Origin of the sequence: Oryzomonas sagensis (assembly GCF_008802355.1) — a bacterium.
Lineage (GTDB): Bacteria > Desulfobacterota > Desulfuromonadia > Geobacterales > Pseudopelobacteraceae > Oryzomonas > Oryzomonas sagensis.
Genome location: NZ_VZRA01000001.1, coordinates 1208632 through 1224238, shown reverse-complemented (window position 1 = coordinate 1224238; position 15607 = coordinate 1208632). Strand labels below are relative to the sequence as shown.

General features: G+C 63.1%; 13 protein-coding genes. 3 read left to right on the top strand and 10 right to left on the bottom strand.

What is annotated here, in order from left to right; translation table 11 throughout:
* Window positions 1-48: 48 nt before the first annotated feature.
* From F6V30_RS05505 to larB, 10 genes are all read right to left on the bottom strand, one after another.
* The gene (locus tag F6V30_RS05505; RefSeq protein ID WP_151155682.1) at window positions 49-1245 is read right to left on the bottom strand and encodes an acetylornithine transaminase; all 1197 of its coding nucleotides are present in this window, start codon (window positions 1243-1245) and stop codon (window positions 49-51) included.
* Between the two features lie 218 nt (window positions 1246-1463).
* Complete coding sequence (argB, locus tag F6V30_RS05500) at window positions 1464-2342, bottom strand: acetylglutamate kinase (protein ID WP_151155680.1); 879 nt, start codon at window positions 2340-2342, stop codon at window positions 1464-1466.
* A gap of 89 nt (window positions 2343-2431) precedes the next feature.
* Window positions 2432-3544, bottom strand: coding sequence for a hybrid sensor histidine kinase/response regulator (locus F6V30_RS05495; RefSeq protein WP_151155678.1), 1113 nt, complete (start codon window positions 3542-3544; stop codon window positions 2432-2434).
* Between the two features lie 26 nt (window positions 3545-3570).
* Window positions 3571-6216, bottom strand: a complete 2646-nt coding sequence (gene alaS / locus F6V30_RS05490; protein WP_151155676.1) for an alanine--tRNA ligase — start codon at window positions 6214-6216, stop codon at window positions 3571-3573.
* Window positions 6217-6248: 32 nt separating this feature from the next.
* The gene (locus tag F6V30_RS05485; protein ID WP_191965581.1) at window positions 6249-6731 is read right to left on the bottom strand and encodes a regulatory protein RecX; all 483 of its coding nucleotides are present in this window, start codon (window positions 6729-6731) and stop codon (window positions 6249-6251) included.
* On the bottom strand, window positions 6718-7872 hold the full coding sequence (locus F6V30_RS05480) for a type IV pilus twitching motility protein PilT (RefSeq protein ID WP_151155672.1): 1155 nt from the start codon (window positions 7870-7872) through the stop codon (window positions 6718-6720). The genes F6V30_RS05485 and F6V30_RS05480 overlap by 14 nt, the downstream gene beginning before the upstream one ends.
* Before the next feature lie 97 nt (window positions 7873-7969).
* Window positions 7970-8977 carry a recombinase RecA gene (gene recA / locus F6V30_RS05475; protein ID WP_151155670.1) on the bottom strand — a complete coding sequence of 336 codons (1008 nt, stop codon included), beginning with the start codon at window positions 8975-8977 and terminating at the stop codon, window positions 7970-7972.
* Between the two features lie 211 nt (window positions 8978-9188).
* Window positions 9189-10439 carry a competence/damage-inducible protein A gene (locus F6V30_RS05470; RefSeq protein WP_151155668.1) on the bottom strand — a complete coding sequence of 417 codons (1251 nt, stop codon included), beginning with the start codon at window positions 10437-10439 and terminating at the stop codon, window positions 9189-9191.
* Complete coding sequence (gene larC / locus F6V30_RS05465; protein ID WP_151155666.1) at window positions 10436-11623, bottom strand: nickel pincer cofactor biosynthesis protein LarC; 1188 nt, start codon at window positions 11621-11623, stop codon at window positions 10436-10438. The genes F6V30_RS05470 and larC overlap by 4 nt, the downstream gene beginning before the upstream one ends.
* Before the next feature lies 1 nt (window position 11624).
* Window positions 11625-12374 (bottom strand): nickel pincer cofactor biosynthesis protein LarB, encoded by a 750-nt coding sequence (gene larB, locus F6V30_RS05460; RefSeq protein WP_151155664.1) that lies wholly within the window; start codon window positions 12372-12374, stop codon window positions 11625-11627.
* Window positions 12375-12533: 159 nt separating this feature from the next.
* On the opposite strand from larB, the gene F6V30_RS05455 reads away from it, so the two are divergent.
* The 3 genes from F6V30_RS05455 (at window position 12534) to F6V30_RS05445 (ending at window position 15598) form a co-directional block, all read left to right on the top strand.
* A complete protein-coding gene (locus tag F6V30_RS05455) occupies window positions 12534-13487 on the top strand; it encodes a LysR family transcriptional regulator (RefSeq protein WP_246163225.1) in 954 nt (317 codons plus the stop codon).
* A gap of 109 nt (window positions 13488-13596) precedes the next feature.
* Window positions 13597-14880, top strand: coding sequence for a 3-isopropylmalate dehydratase large subunit (locus tag F6V30_RS05450; RefSeq protein ID WP_151155662.1), 1284 nt, complete (start codon window positions 13597-13599; stop codon window positions 14878-14880).
* Between the two features lie 190 nt (window positions 14881-15070).
* Window positions 15071-15598: a 3-isopropylmalate dehydratase small subunit gene (locus F6V30_RS05445; protein WP_151155660.1), complete on the top strand. Its 528-nt coding sequence runs from the start codon at window positions 15071-15073 to the stop codon at window positions 15596-15598.
* The last annotated feature ends 9 nt before the right edge of the window (window positions 15599-15607 follow it).

Sequence of the window (15607 nt, the reverse complement as noted above, 5' to 3'; positions counted from 1 at the left end):
GGCCTAAAGACGAGATGCAAAAACGGTATATTGGCACGTTCCGAGTCCCTAAGCCCCGACCTCGGCAAAAATGCCGTCGAGGATCGCTATCATTTGCGTTATTTCCTGTTTGGTCACCACCAAGGGCGGCACGAAACGCAGCACCGTGTCATGGGTCACGTTGAGCAGCAGGCCACGGCTGTGCCCCTTCTTGACGATCTCGGCGCCGGGGATCGTCAGCCCCATGCCGATCATCAGGCCGATGCCGCGTACCTCCTTGACAAAGGGGTACTTCTTTCCCAGGGCGGTCAACTCGCCCAGCAGGTACTCGCCGATCTCCTCGGTGCGGTTGAGAATCCCCTCTTCCAGGATGGTGCGTACCGTGGCGATGGCCGCCGCGCAGACCAGCGGGTTGCCGCCGAAGGTGGAGCCGTGGGTGCCGGGCACAAAGGCGGCGGCAAACTCGTCCCGGGCCAGCATGGTGCCGATGGGCGCACCGCCGGCCAGGGCCTTGGCCAGGGTCATGATATCGGGGAGCACGTCGAAGTGCTCGTAGGCGAAGAGCTTGCCGGTACGTCCCATGCCCACCTGCACCTCGTCGAAGATCAGGATCAGGCCGTGCTGGTCGCAGATGCGGCGCACCTCACGGAAATAGCCGGGCGAGGGCACATTGACGCCCCCCTCCCCCTGGATCGGCTCCAGCATGACGGCGCAGGTGTTGGGCGTGACGGCCGCCTCCAGGGCGGCGACATCGTTGAAGGGGACGTGCTTGAAGCCGTGCAGCAGCGGATCGAAGAAACGCTGCACCTTCTCCTGGCCGGTGGCGGAAACGGTCGCCATGGTGCGGCCGTGGAACGACTCGGCGGCGGTAATGATCTCGTAGCGTTCGGGGCCGAACTTGTCCCGGCTGTACTTGCGGGCCAGCTTGATGGCCGCCTCGTTGGCCTCAGCCCCGGAGTTGCAGAAAAAGGCCTTGTCGGCAAAGGAATGGCTGCACAACAACTCGGCCAGTTCGATCTGCTGCGGGATCTGGTAATAGTTGGAGCAGTGGATCAGTTCGGCGGCCTGTTTTTGCAGGGCGGCGACGACCGCGGGATGGCAGTGCCCCAGGTTGTTGACCGCGACCCCGCCCAGGAAGTCCAGATACTCCTTGCCGTCGGCATCCCACAGCCGGCACCCCTGCCCCTTGACCGGCACGATGGGGTAGCGTCCGTAGGTCCTCATGATGTATTTGTCCGACTTTTCTATCCATTGTTGTGTGTTCATTGCGTTTCCAATCTATGAAAAGCGTTTATTTGGCCCTGTACCTGAATTCGTGACGGCGGAATGCCATAGTGTCCGGAAGAGCCGGAGCCCGCACGCCGCCTTGCCGCAACAGATCACTCACGTGGCTGGCACCCCGCCTGATCGTCGCAAACTCTTCAAAGGCAAAGGCAGAGGCCTTCCGGACCAGCGGAGGCATGGAGGCGTCACGGATTCAGGTTTCATTTCACGATCTCCGTGCCGATGCCGCCGTCGGTGAAGATCTCCAGCAACACGGCGTGCTCCACCCGGCCATCGATGATATGGGCCTTTTTGACCCCTTCGTTCAGGGCGTCGGCGCAGCAGACCACCTTGGGGATCATGCCGCCGGTAATGGCCTCTTCCTCGATCAGGCGGTGCATGCCGGCCACGGCGATGCTGCCCAGCAGCGTGCCGTTCTTGTCCTTGACCCCTTCGATATCGGTCAACAGGATCAGTTTCTCGGCGTTCAGGGCGGCCGCCACCCGGCCGGCCACCAGGTCGGCGTTGATGTTGTAGCTCTCCCCCTCCGGTCCGACCCCCACCGGGGCGATCACCGGCAGGTATTTCCCGCTCTCCAGGGTCCTGATCAGGTCGGTGTTGACCTTGACCACATCCCCCACATAGCCGATGTCCACCAACTCGCGGGAGCCGTCCTCCGCCTTGACCTCCTGGAGCATCTTCTTGGACAACAGCAGGGTGCCGTCCTTGCCGGAGAGGCCGACGGCCCGGCCGCCGTGCTGGTTCAGGTAGCCGACGACCTCCTTGTTCACCTGGCCCACCAGTACCATCTCCACCACCGACATGGTTTCCGCGTCGGTGACCCGCATGCCGCGGACAAATTCGGAGACGATCCCGTAGCGCTTGAGGGTCTGGTTGATCTGAGGGCCGCCGCCGTGCACGATGACCGCGTTGATCCCCAGGGACTTGAGCATGATCACATCCAGGGCGAACGAGGCCTTCAGCCTTTCGTCCGCCATGGCATGACCGCCGTACTTGATGACAAAGGTCTTTCCCGAAAAACGCCTGATGTACGGCAGCGCCTCCATCAGCGTATTGGCCTTCCCTATCAGGTGTTCCATCAGCATAGCGCGTACCTTGATCCCCCAAAAATAAAACTGCCGACCGGAAAGGTGGCAGTTTACCGTAAAGCGGGCAAAATCTCAAAAGGTTATTGCAGCGGCAACGTCACCGTGACCGTACTTCCCCGCTGGGGTTCGCTGTCGATCGCAATGGAGCCGCCATGCTGGTGCACAAACTCGCGGGCGTAGAACAGCCCCAGGCCGAAGCCCCGCACCTGACCGGCATTATCGGGGGCGGCTTGATAGAACTTCTCGAACACCTTGGACAACTCCTCCCGGGGGATGCCGATGCCGGTATCGGCGACAACCACATGGACGGCGTCTCCGGCGATGCGCAGCGTGACGGACACATGCCCGGTTTCGCCGGAAAACTTGTAGGCGTTTTCGATGACCTGCTGAAAGACGAAGGTGATCTTCCCCCGGTCAAGCCGCAGTAAGGGCAGCGGCGATGGCTTGAACTCGGTTTCGATCCCCTCTTTGCGTTGCGTTCCCCCTATGACCTCCACCAGAATGCTGTTCAGGTCGCACGGTTCCAGGTTCAACCCCTCACGCCCCTCCATGACCTTGCTGAAGGAGAGCAGGTCCGACACCAGGCGCCCCAGATACTCGACTTCGTTATTGACCAGCCGGATATTCTGATGAAAGATCTGGTCGTTCTGATCGTAGATACCCTTTTCCACATTCTGCAGAAAGAGCGAGATCGCGGTAATCGGGGTGCGCAGTTTGTGGGAAATCAGCGAGAGAAAGTTGCTTTTGAAGCGGTCGAGCCGTTTGAGGCTGGCCAACTCCTCCCTGAGCCGTTTTCTGGCCAGAGACTTTTCCACGGCGGTCCGAAGCTGCAACAGGTTGAGGGGCTTGTTGATGAAATCGTCCGCTCCCTCCCTGAGGGCATTGAGGATGATCTCCTTCTGGGAAAAGCCGGTCATGATGACCACGACCGCGTTGGGGTCCAGCGTCTTCACCTGGCTGAGCAGGTCGATACCCGACCCGCCCGGCATCATCACGTCGGTCAGGATCAGATCGCAATGTTCCTTCTGGTAGATGTGCAGCGCCTCTGCGCAACTGCCGGCCTGAAGGACATGATACTCCTTGAGGACCTTTTCGCACAACTCGCGGATAACCCGTTCATCATCCACGATCAGGACCGTTTCCGGCCTGTCCGGCGACGGGGAGTCCCCGTTATGCAGTGTCTGCAACGTCATTTAGCGATCTGTCCATCCTGTTCAGATTATGGCCCCACCAGCTCCGACAGCATCTGTGCGGCGGCGGACAAGGCTTCTTCGAGCTTTTCGGGCTGGGACCCGCCGGCCTGGGCCAACTCGGGTTTGCCCCCCCCGCTGCCTCCGATGAGAGGCGCCAGACGCTTAATTATATCACCGGCCTTGACGGTGGCAACCAGGCCCTTGGTGACCGTCACCAGCAGGTTGGCCTTACCCCCGATGGCGGCGCCCAGAACCAGGACCCCCTCGCCGATACGTTCTTTCAGCGTATCGGAGAGATCGCGCAGCGCCTTGACATCCTCCACCGCCACCTTGACGGCCAAAAGCTTCATGCCCCGCACCTCCACGACCTGCGCGAGCAGATCGCCCGAGGCGGCGGCGTTGAGCTTGCCCTGCAGGGCCTCGATCTCCCGCTGGAACTCCTTCTGCCGGGCGAGGAGCCGTTCAAGCCGTTCCAGGGGATTGCCCCCCTCGGCCTTGAGCAGCGCGGCCATGGCCCGCTGTTCATCCTCCAGCTGCCGGACAAAGGCAAGGGCTCCGGTGCCGGTCAGGGCCTCGATGCGGCGCACCCCGGCGGCGATGCCGGTCTCGGCGACGACCTTGAACAATCCGATATCCCCGGCAGCGCGCACATGGGTGCCGCCGCACAGTTCCATGCTGACGTCGCCGACCTTGACCACGCGCACCGTGTCGCCGTACTTCTCGTCGAAGAGCGCCGTGGCCCCGGCCTCGATGGCTTCCGCTATCTGCATCTGGTTCGTGACCACCTGATCGTTGCCCATGATGTAGGCGTTGACCATATCCTCGACCCGGCAGATCTCGTCGGCGGTCATGGCCGAGAAATGGGTGAAGTCGAAGCGCAGGCGATCGGCGGAGACCAGCGACCCGGCCTGTTTGACATGATCGCCCAGGACCCGGCGCAGTGCCGACTGGAGCAGATGGGTGGCGGTATGGTTGCGGGCCGTGGCGTTCCGGCTGGCCTGGGCCACCTTCAGGTCCGCGGCGTCACCCTTTTTGAGCGCCCCCTCCTTCACCACCCCGTGGTGCACGATCAGATCGGGGTAGGGACGGCTGGTGGCGCAGACCTCCAGATGGGCATTGCCGGTGGAGATGATCCCCACATCCCCCTTCTGCCCCCCGGAATCGCCGTAGAAGGGGGTCGCTTCCGTGATCACCCCGACCGAGTCGCCGGCGACCGCGGAGTCTACCTCGACCCCATCCCTGACGATGGCCACCACCGGCCCGTAGACCGACATCTCGTCGTATCCCACGAAGGTGCTGCGCACCCCGCGCTTGTGAAGCGCCTTGAACACCTGGGCGATCCCCTCTTCTCCCGACCCTTTCCAGTGTTCCCGGGCCTGTTCCCGCTGTTTTTCCATGCAGGCCTCGAAGCCGGCCTCGTCGATGGTAAAGCCCTCGCTCTCCACGATGTCCGCGGTGAGGTCGGTGGGGAAGCCGTAGGTATCGTACAATTTGAAGAGTGTATCGCCCGGTATGACGTTCTTCCCGGCGGCGCGCAGGGAGGCGACCTCGTCGTTCAGGATGGCCAGGCCGCGGTCGAGGGTTTCCGCGAAACGCTGCTCCTCGGCCAGGACGACCTTTTTGATGTAGGCCTCCCGCTCCAGCAGTTCCGGGTAGGCGTCACCCATCATGTCGCGGACCGCGTCCACCGTATGGTAGAGCATCGGCTCGGCAAAGCCCAACATCTTGGCATGGCGTGCGGCCCGGCGCATGATGCGGCGCAGCACGTAACCGCGCCCCTCGTTGCTCGGCAGGGCCCCGTCGCAGATCAGGAAGGTTGTCGCCCGCGAGTGATCGGCGATGACCCGCATGGAGACGTCGTCCTTCTCGTTGGCCCGGTACTTTTTCCCCGCCAGCCGCTCCACGTGCCTGATGATGCCCTGCATCAGGTCGGTGTCGTAGTTGGAGATGACCCCCTGCATAACCGCAGAGATACGCTCCAGCCCCATGCCCGTATCCACCGAGGGCCTGGGCAGCGGCGTCAGGACGCCGTCGCTCGACCGGTCGAACTGCATGAAGACGTTGTTCCAGATCTCCATGTAGCGATCGCAGTCGCAGCCGACGGTACAGTCCGGGCTGCCGCACCCCGCCTCGGGTCCCTGGTCGTAGAAGATCTCCGAGCAGGGGCCGCAGGGACCGGTGTCCCCCATGGACCAGAAGTTGTCCTTCTCGCCGAAACGGAAGATCCGCTCCCGGGGAATCCCCTCCTGGAGGTGCCAGATGTCGGCCGCTTCGTCATCCTCCTTGTACACGGACACATACAGGCGGCTCTTGTCCAGCCCCAGATCCCTGGTCAGAAACTCCCAGGCATAGGCGATGGCCTCCTTCTTGAAGTAATCGCCGAAGGAAAAATTGCCCAGCATCTCGAAGAAGGTATGGTGGCGGGCCGTGCGCCCCACATTTTCCAGGTCGTTGTGTTTGCCGCCGGCGCGCACGCATTTCTGCGAGCTGCACGCCCGGCGGTACTCCCGTTTTTCCATCCCGAGGAAGCAGTCCTTGAACTGGTTCATGCCGGCGTTGGTGAACATCAGGGTCGGGTCGTTCTTGGGGATGATGCCCGAACTGGGCACCACCGTATGCCCCCGGTCGGCAAAAAATTTCAGAAAACGTGCGCGAATCTCATTCCCTGTCATCGGTCTCCTCATATACAGCACTCACGGTAATTTTAGTAAATTTCTTCAACCTTCAAAATTTTCATGATCGCCCCGAGCCCGAAACCGCGCCGCTGCAGGAAGGCGATTACCCGGCGTTTTTCACGGTCGTCGGCCACGGCAAAGGAGAAACCGGGATACCGGCGCTCCATCACACTCCGCAGGTCGTCCTGTTCGTCGCGTTCGTGGCGCAGACGCCCCAGGGTCTCCTCGACCAGCTCGGCCGGGACCCCGTGGCGGCGCATCTCCAGGCGCAGGCGCGGGCCGAAAAAACGGCCGCCGTTCACGGCCATCTCGGCGAAACGCTCGGCAAAACGGCGATCGCTGAGCCATCCCTGGCCCTCCAGGCGGGCCACAGCCTCCTCGATCGCCGCTTCGTCAAATCCCCGCCGGGCCAATTTCTCCCGCAGCTTCGCCGAAGTGTAATCCCGTGGGGCAAGCAGCTTCAACGCGGCCTGAAAGGCCCGTTCCGGGGACGACGGTTCAGAATTTTTCAATGTCGAGCTTCCGGGGCTCACCGGCCTCTTCCTCCTGGGATTCGAAGCTTTCCCAGGATGCATCCGAGGTCGAGGAGATGCCGGATATCTTGAGGGCGAAATCGTCCGGGTTCGTGCTCTGGCGCAGGGCCTCGTCGTAACTGATCAGTTTGGAGGTGTACAGTTTCATCAACGACTGGTCGAAGGTCTGCATGCCGTAGGTTACAAACCCCTGGGAGATGGCATCGTGAATCTGTTTGGTCTTTTCCTTGTCGTCGATGTACTCCTTGACCCTGGCCGTACCGAGCATGACCTCCACTGCCGGGACGCGCCCCTTGCCGTCGGCCCGCGGCACCAGCCGTTGGGAGACGACCCCCTTGATGATGCCGGACAACTGGATACGCACCTGGCGCTGGTGGTACGGGGGAAAAACGCCGATGATACGGTTGATGGTCTCGGCCGCATCCATGGTGTGCAGGGTCGACATGACCAGGTGCCCGGTCTCGGCGGCGGTCATGGCGGTTTCGATGGTCTCGTAATCGCGCATCTCGCCCACCAGGATGACGTCCGGGTCCTGGCGCAGGGCGCCTTTAAGCGCCGCGGAGAAGCTCGGCGTGTCGGTGCCGACTTCCCGCTGGCTGATGATGCTCTTATTATCCCGGTGGAGAAACTCCACCGGATCTTCGATGGTGATGATGTTGGCGGTGCGGTTCTGGTTGATGAAATCGATCATGGCCGCCAGGGTGCTCGACTTACCGGAACCGGTGGTGCCGGTCACCAGGATCAGGCCGCGCTCCTCCTGGCAGATCTTCTTCAGGACCGGCGGCAGGTTCAGGCCATCCAGCGTCGGTATGGTGAAGGAGATGGTACGGAATACCATGGCCACCGTGCCGCGCTGGCGGTAGGCGCTGACCCTGAATCGCCCCAGCCCCGGCACGGCATAGGCCAGGTCCACCTCCGAGTTTTCCTCGAACAGGCGGCGCTGGCGGTCGTTCATCATGGACTGGCACATGTCCACCACCAGATCCGGCGAGAGGCGCTGGGTGTTGGGAATGGGGTGCAGCCGCCCGTCGATGCGCACGATGGGGGGAAGGCCGGTCTTGATATGAATATCCGAGCCCTTGGCCTTGACGGCGATAGTGAGAATTTCGTCCAGATCCATGCGTGCCTCCCCAATTCAGGTCTGCCGTGCCGACGTGGATTCAAGATGATGAGCAGAGGGCAATGCCCACTATCTCAGCACTCGAATGCCGGCCGAATCAGGCGGCCTCTACAGGCGCCGGTCCCTTGACCAGCGCCAAGAGCTTCCCTTCGATTTCGGCCAGGGTTTCAGGGTGTTCGGTCAGCCAGGTGCGGGAGTTCTCCCGGCCTTGGGCGATCCGCTCCTTGCCGTAGGAGAACCAGGCGCCGCTCTTTTCGATGATCCCTTTGTCCACCGCCAGGTCGAGCACGTCGCCGGTGCGGGAGATTCCTTCGCCGTAGAGGATGTCGAACTCGACCTCCTTGAAGGGGGGGGCGACCTTGTTCTTGACCACCTTGACGCGGGTGCGGGAGCCGATCACCTGGTCCCCCTGCTTGAGGGTGGCGATCTTGCGGATATCCATGCGCACCGAGGCGTAGAATTTGAGGGCGTTGCCGCCGGTCGTCGTTTCGGGGTTGCCGAACATGACGCCGATCTTCATGCGGATCTGGTTGATGAAGATGACGCAGCAGTTGGACTTGCTGATGATGCCGGTCAGCTTGCGCAGGGCCTGGGACATGAGGCGCGCCTGGAGCCCCACATGGGAGTCGCCCATCTCGCCCTCGATCTCGGCCTTGGGAACCAGGGCCGCCACCGAGTCGATCACCAGCACATCGATGGCGCCGCTGCGCACCAGGGTCTCGGCGATCTCCAGCGCCTGCTCGCCGGTGTCCGGCTGGGATACCAGCAGGTCATCGGTCTTGACCCCCAGCTTGCGGGCATAGCCGATGTCCAGGGCGTGCTCCGCATCCACGAACGCCGCGATGCCGCCGGTCTTCTGCGCCTCGGCCACGATATGCAGCGCCAGGGTGGTCTTGCCGGACGATTCCGGGCCGTAGACCTCAACCACCCGGCCGCGGGGCACCCCGCCGACCCCCAGGGCCATGTCCAGGGATATGGCGCCGGTCGAGATCGCCTCCACGCCCGGCAGCGCCTCGTCATTGCCCAAACGCATGATGGCGCCCTTGCCGAACTGCTTCTCGATCTGGCTCAGGGCCAGTTCAATCGCCTTGTTTTTTTCCTGCATGGTTGCATGTCTCCTGAAAGTGGGATGAACGTGGATGAATGGGGGGTGTTACGGTAGCATATCCGGCGGTTTTCCCGCAAGGGTTTATACCGACTTCAAATCAAGGATGAAATCAAGGCGGCGAGGCTTGTGGCGACGAAGGCGTACCAAGCAGTACGCTGAGGAGCCCAAAACGAGCCAACGAAGATAGCGCCTTGATTTGGAATCGGTATTATACGGGAAACGGACTGCCGTCCGCCAGATAACGCCTCACCCAGTCCAGGGCCGTCCAGGCGGTCAAGGTGCGCACATCTTCCCGGTTGCCGCCGAACCGGAACCCTCTGGTCCAGCAGCCGTCCGGCGCCGCCAGGGAGATGAAGACCGTGCCCACCGGCTTGTCCGCCGTCCCACCGTCAGGACCGGCAATGCCGGTCACGGCCAGCCCCAGGTCGCTCCCCGCAGCGGCGCGCGCCCCGGTGGCCATGGCTGCGGCGCACTCGGAGCTGACCGCTCCCCGGGTCTCCAGAACAACCTGCGGCACCCCCAACAGGCGCTGCTTGGCGGCATTGCTGTAGGTCACCGCCCCCTCCAGAAAAAAGGCGGAACTGCCGGGCACATCGGTGAGCCGTTTGGCGATCAGGCCGCCGGTGCACGACTCGGCCAGGGCCAGGGTCAGGCCGCGCCGGCCGAAGAGTCCGGCCACGACCTGCTCCATGGTCTCGTGCCCTTCGGAAAAGATCGCAGCCCCCAGCCGTTCCCGCACCAGTTCCACCGCATCCTGGAGACGGGTTCGGGCCGCGGTTTCCGTATCCCCATCGACCCGCAGGGTTACGCGTATCCAGGGAAAGGTGACGCAGATACTCATCTGCACGGCATGGTTGCCGGAGAAGGCCCCCTTCAGCAGCCCGTCCACCTCAGGCTCGGAAAGGCCATAGACGTTCTGGAACGAAGAAAGGATCACCTTTTTGTGCATCACCCGTTCGCAGAGAAACGGCAGTACCGTATCGCCCAGCATCGGCTCCATCTCCGAGGGAACGCCGGGGAGAAAAAAGAAAAAGCACCCCCCGTGGATGAAATGGAAACCGCAGGCGGTCCCGGTCGGATTGGGGATGATCGTCGACTTGGTGGGGATCATGGCCTGCCGGTCGGAGGCATGGCCGCCCCCCAGCTTGGCCGTAAAGCTGCGGATATGTTCCTTCAACTCCTCGTTGACCACCAGGCGTCGGCCGGTGGCATGGGCTGCCGCCAGGGCAGTCACGTCGTCCACCGTGGGCCCCAGGCCGCCGGTAACGATGACGGCGTCGCTTTTCAGGGCAAGTTCATTCAGGGCCTCGCCGATATCCGGCTCGGAATCCCCCACGACCATATGGCGCAGCACGCGAAGGCCGCATCCCAGCAGGAGTTCGGCGATGCGGCCGGCATTGGTATCGGTCACCTCGCCGCTGATCAACTCACTGCCGATGCTCAGGGTGGATATTCTCATGACGCCTCCCCGCCGGCCCGCCGCCACGCCGCCACCTGTTCCATGACCTCGCGGCAGGGGATGCCCCGTTCCCGGGCGATGCGGCGGCAATCCTCGTATTCCGGGGCGGCCCGCAACAAAAGGCCGCCGTCGAAGACCAGCTTGAAGCGCACGGGGCCCAACGGGGTCTGCAACTCCTCCACTCGCCGCTCCAGGACGATGCGGCCGACAGGGTAATGGCGCAGGCCGATGGCCGAGGTTTCGGCCAGCACCAGCCGCGCCAGGTTTGCCAACTCTTCCGGCCGGCAGAGGAAGGAGAGTTGCGTGGCCGGCCGGTTCTTCTTCATCTGCACCGGCGTAAAGAACACATCCAGCGCACCTTCCGCCAAAAGCCGCTCCATCACGTACCCCAGGACCTCGGGTGTGGAATCGTCGATATTGGTCTCGGCCACCATGACCGGGTCGTCGCCGCCCGCCCCTTTTTCAACCGTGCCGAGAAAGGCCCGCAGGATATTGGGGCAATCGCCGAAATCCTTGCCGCCGGCGCCGCTGCCGATCCGTTCCAGGCGCATGGCCGGCCTCTGCCCCGTCCCTGCGGCCAGGGCGGCGATGATGGCCGCGCCGGTGGGGGTGACCCGTTCGCCGTCGCCGCAGTCGCCGTGCACGGCCAGGTCGCGCAGCAACTCCGCCGTGGCCGGGGCCGGCACCGGCAGCCGGCCGTGGGCGGTCTCCACGAAACCGCCCCCCAGGGGCAGCGCCGCGGCAGAGACCTCCGTAACGCCCAGGTAATCCAAACAGATGGCCGTGCCGACGATATCGACGATGGAGTCCACCGCCCCCACCTCGTGGAAATGGACCTCTTCAATGGCTACGCCGTGCACCGTGGCCTCGGCCTCGGCCAACCGGCGGAAGATCCGCCGCGCCCGCTCCTTGACCGCATCGGCCAGGGAGCTTCCGGCAATCATGGCGTCGATGCCGCCGTAGTGGCGGTGGGTGTGGTGGTCGTGCACGGCCACGTCGAACTTCAGCGCCGGAACGTGGCGCCGTTCGGTGCGGCTTGCGGAGAGGGCGTAGGAGCCGGGGGGGAGCGGGAGCTTTGCCAGTTCGGCCTGCAGGTGTTCCAGCGGCACCCCCAGATCCAGGAGCGCCCCCACGGTCATGTCGCCGGAGATACCGGCGTAGCAGTCAAGATAGACGATTGTCATGCTAGGCCCTGTTGATCAGCGAAGCCGCGCAGGCTGCGCCGAAACCGTTGTCGATGTTGACCACCGTAACACCGGCGGCGCAGGAGTTGAGCATCCCCAGAAGCGCCGCGATGCCGCCGAAGGCCGCTCCGTAGCCGATGGAGGTCGGCACGGCGATGACCGGCTTGTCCACCAGCCCGCCCACCACCGTGGGCAGCGCCCCCTCCATGCCGGCCACCACGATGAGCACCGAAGCGGCGGCAAGCTCTTCGTGCCGGGCCAACAGGCGGTGGATGCCCGCCACGCCCACGTCGTAGATATGCTCGGCCTCGTTGCCCAGAAAACGAGCCGTGACCAGCGCCTCGGCCGCCACCGGCAGGTCCGAGGTCCCGGCCGAGACCACCAGGATCGTCCCCCGCCCCTTGGCCTCCGCCGGCCGCTGTTCCAGGGTCAGGCAGCGGGCATTGGCGTGGTACAGGGCGCCGAAAAAGGTCCGCTGGATTCGCTGCGCCTTGTCCGCATCGATCCGCGTCACCAGGACGTTGCTGCCGTTTTCCGCCATGGCTCCCATGATGGTGATGATCTGCTCGTCTTTTTTCCCTTCGCCGAAGATGACCTCGGGCATGCCCTGGCGCAATTCCCGGTGGTGATCCACCTGGGCGCACCCCACGTCCTGGAACGGCAGCTGCCGCAGCCGCTCGACGGCCTGCTCGACCGGGACGGTGCCCTCTTTGACGGAATCCAACAATAGTTTGAGTTGATCGGGTGTCATGGTTGCTTTACCTCTCGAACCTCGTTTATACACCACGCCCCCAACGCTTTCCACCTGAAATTTCCGTGAATTGCGACAAGGGGAAATCCCGGATTATTTCCCTGGGCCGAGGCTGCGGATAAAAATTGTTGTTGCATGCCAGGATATTGGTTTACTGTTATGCCCGATCCAGGGAACCGGGCGGCCCAGGCCGCCGGGAATAGGGCGGACCAGCGAGACACCATGATTATCGACCCCTTGTCGCTTAAACTGTTCGTCACCATCGTGGAAGAGGGCACCATCGCCGGGGCGGCGGAACGGGAGCATATCGCCGCGTCGGCCGTCAGCAAGCGGATCAGCGAGTTGGAGGAGGGCTTCGGGACCCCCCTGCTCCACCGGACGAACAAGGGGGTTGCCCCGACCGACGCGGGGATTACCCTGCTGCAACTTGCCCGGGGGGTTCTGCACGACATGAACAACCTCTACGTGCAGATCAGCGAATACTCCAGCGGCGTGCGCGGCCACGTCAGGTTGTGCGCCAACATCTCGGCCATCAACCAGTTCCTGCCGGCGGAGATCAGGTCGTTCATGGACCTGCACCCCCAGATACACGTGCACCTGGAGGGGGCGATCAGCGAGACCATCATGAAATCCGTGGCCGAGGGAGCGGCGGACGTGGGCATCATCACCATGGGGACCTACCGCCAGGATCTGGAATTCCTGCCGTACCACTCGGACCAGCTCATCGTCATCACCCCCAAGGATCACCCCCTGGCCCGGAGGAGGTCCGTTTCATTCCAGGAGACCCTGGAGTTCGATTTCGTCGGCCTGACCGTGGGGAGCGCGCTCCACAACCAGGTGCTGCGGGCCGCCCAGGAACTGGACCGGACCCCCAAGCTGCGTATCCAGGTGAACAGCTTCGATGCCCTCTGCCTGATGGTGGAGGCCGGCCTGGGCATCGGGATCGTCCCCAAGGGTGCCGCCAAGCCCTATTTCAAAGGGCTGCGCATCCGCCCGGTGGCCCTGGACGAACCCTGGGCCCGCCGGGAGTTGAAGCTCTGCGTCCGCTCCTGCGCTGCCCTGCACGCCGCCGCCCGGCTCCTCGTCGATCATCTCAGACAACCGGAAACATAGGGGGCTGCCATCGCCGTTCACGATGGCAACGTCACCATATACTGCTTTTGTTGGCGAAAAGAATAAGGTATACAGGGAACCATTACAGATTGAAGCGAGGTATGAACCCATGGGTAAAACCACAGCGGAAAAGATCTTTGAGGCGCACCTGGTCGAGGAGCCCTTCCCCGGCACCAAGGTGCTGAAACTGGACGTGGTGCTGTGCCACGAAATCACCACCCCCATCGCCATCGACGACCTGGTGCGGCGCGGCAAGGACCGGGTCTTCGACCCGTCCAGGATCAAGGCCGTCATCGACCACGTCACCCCCAGCAAGGACAGCAAGACCGCGACCCAGGCCAAGATCCTGCGCGACTGGGCCCGCCGCCACGCGATCCGCGACTTCTTCGATATCGGCGCCAACGGCGTCTGCCATGCCCTGTTCCCGGAAAAGGGCTTCATCCGCCCCGGCAACACGGTCATCATGGGCGACTCCCATACCTGCACCCACGGCGCGTTCGGCGCCTTTGCCGCGGGCATCGGCACCACCGACCTGGAGGTCGGCATCCTGAAAGGGGTCTGCGCCTTCCGCCAGCCCAAGACCATCAAGTTCAACGTCACCGGCGCCCTGCCCAAGGGGGTCTACGCCAAGGACGTCATCCTGCACATCATAGGCAGGATCGGCGTCAACGGCGCCACGGACCGGGTGATGGAATTCCACGGCGACACCATCAGCGCCATGACCATGGAGTCCCGCATGACCCTGTGCAACATGGCCATCGAGGCGGGCGGCACCTCCGGCATCTGCCAGCCCGACGCGACCACCGTGGAGTTCCTCTGGCCCTTCATCCAGGGAGAATTCGCCTCCAAGGAGGCCGCGCTGGCCGAATACTCCAGGTGGGCCGCCGATGCCGACGCCGAGTACGACCAAGTGATCGACATCGACGTCACCACGCTCCAGCCGATCTCCACCTTCGGCTATAAACCGGATCAGGTCAAGTTTGTGGCCGACCTGCCGGACACGCCGCTCGACCAGGTCTACCTCGGCTCCTGCACCAACGGCCGCCTGGAAGACCTGCGCATCGCGGCACACGTGTTGAAGGGAAAACGGATCGCCCCCACGGTGCGCGGCATCCTCTCCCCCGCCACGCCGAAGATCTACCAGGAGGCCCTGCACGAAGGGCTGATCGACACCTTCATGGAGGCCGGGTTCTGCATCACCAACCCCACCTGCGGCGCCTGCCTCGGGATGAGCAACGGCGTGCTGGCCGAGGGCGAGGTCTGCGCCTCCACCACCAACCGCAACTTCATGGGACGCATGGGCAAGGGGGGCATGGTGCACCTCATGTCGCCGGCCACCGCGGCAGCCTCGGCCATTGAAGGCAAGATCGCCGACCCGAGGAAGTACCTGTAAGGGCACAGAAGAAAACCTGCCACAGAGACACAGAGACACGGAGAAATTCGAAACCTCAAACGGCAAACATGCTTTTCAACCATTCGAGTTTCTTTTGATATCGCTTTTGATTTTGACGTCCTCTGTGTCTCCGTGTCTCTGTGGCAGATTTACGTTTTTAGAGAATTAATTCTTTCAAGGAGTTGACCATATGAAGACATTCGGAGGCCCGGCCCTCTTCCTCGACCGTTCCGACATCAATACCGACGAGATCATCCCGGCCAAGTACCTGACCGAGATCACCAAGGAAGACCTGAAACCCTACATACTTGAAGACCTGAAGCTGCCCGGCTTCGACCCCAAGGGGCCGCGAACGAAATCGGCCCGGGTGGTCGTCTCCCGCGCCAATTTCGGCTGCGGCTCGTCCCGGGAGCATGCCCCCTGGGTGTTCGAGGTCAACGGCATCACCGCCGTGATCGCCGAGTCCTTTGCCCGCATCTTCCGCCAGAACATGTTCAACTGCGGCATGGCCGCCATCGAGCTGCCCAAGGCGGACCTGGACCAGATTTTCTCCCACGCCGACGACGCTGACACCGCCATCGGCATCGACATCGAGGCCCAGAGCCTGACCGTGAGCGGCGGCGGCAAACAGAAGACCTTCAGCTTCAGCCTGTCACCGTTCGACAAGGCCCTGGTGCTGGCCGGCGGCTGGGTCGATTACGCCGACAAGAACTACTGATCCGGCGAG

Excerpts from the sequence above, each read along its gene's own strand:
- F6V30_RS05505 (WP_151155682.1), bottom strand. The coding sequence starts at position 1,245 with ATGAACACACAACAATGGATAGAAAAGTCGGACAAATACATCATGAGG.
- argB (WP_151155680.1), bottom strand. The coding sequence starts at position 2,342 with ATGGAACACCTGATAGGGAAGGCCAATACGCTGATGGAGGCGCTGCCG.
- F6V30_RS05495 (WP_151155678.1), bottom strand. The coding sequence starts at position 3,544 with ATGACGTTGCAGACACTGCATAACGGGGACTCCCCGTCGCCGGACAGG.
- alaS (WP_151155676.1), bottom strand. The coding sequence starts at position 6,216 with ATGACAGGGAATGAGATTCGCGCACGTTTTCTGAAATTTTTTGCCGAC.
- F6V30_RS05480 (WP_151155672.1), bottom strand. The coding sequence starts at position 7,872 with ATGGATCTGGACGAAATTCTCACTATCGCCGTCAAGGCCAAGGGCTCG.
- recA (WP_151155670.1), bottom strand. The coding sequence starts at position 8,977 with ATGCAGGAAAAAAACAAGGCGATTGAACTGGCCCTGAGCCAGATCGAG.
- F6V30_RS05470 (WP_151155668.1), bottom strand. The coding sequence starts at position 10,439 with ATGAGAATATCCACCCTGAGCATCGGCAGTGAGTTGATCAGCGGCGAG.
- larC (WP_151155666.1), bottom strand. The coding sequence starts at position 11,623 with ATGACAATCGTCTATCTTGACTGCTACGCCGGTATCTCCGGCGACATG.
- larB (WP_151155664.1), bottom strand. The coding sequence starts at position 12,374 with ATGACACCCGATCAACTCAAACTATTGTTGGATTCCGTCAAAGAGGGC.
- F6V30_RS05455 (WP_246163225.1), top strand. The coding sequence starts at position 12,534 with ATGCCCGATCCAGGGAACCGGGCGGCCCAGGCCGCCGGGAATAGGGCG.
- F6V30_RS05450 (WP_151155662.1), top strand. The coding sequence starts at position 13,597 with ATGGGTAAAACCACAGCGGAAAAGATCTTTGAGGCGCACCTGGTCGAG.
- F6V30_RS05445 (WP_151155660.1), top strand. The coding sequence starts at position 15,071 with ATGAAGACATTCGGAGGCCCGGCCCTCTTCCTCGACCGTTCCGACATC.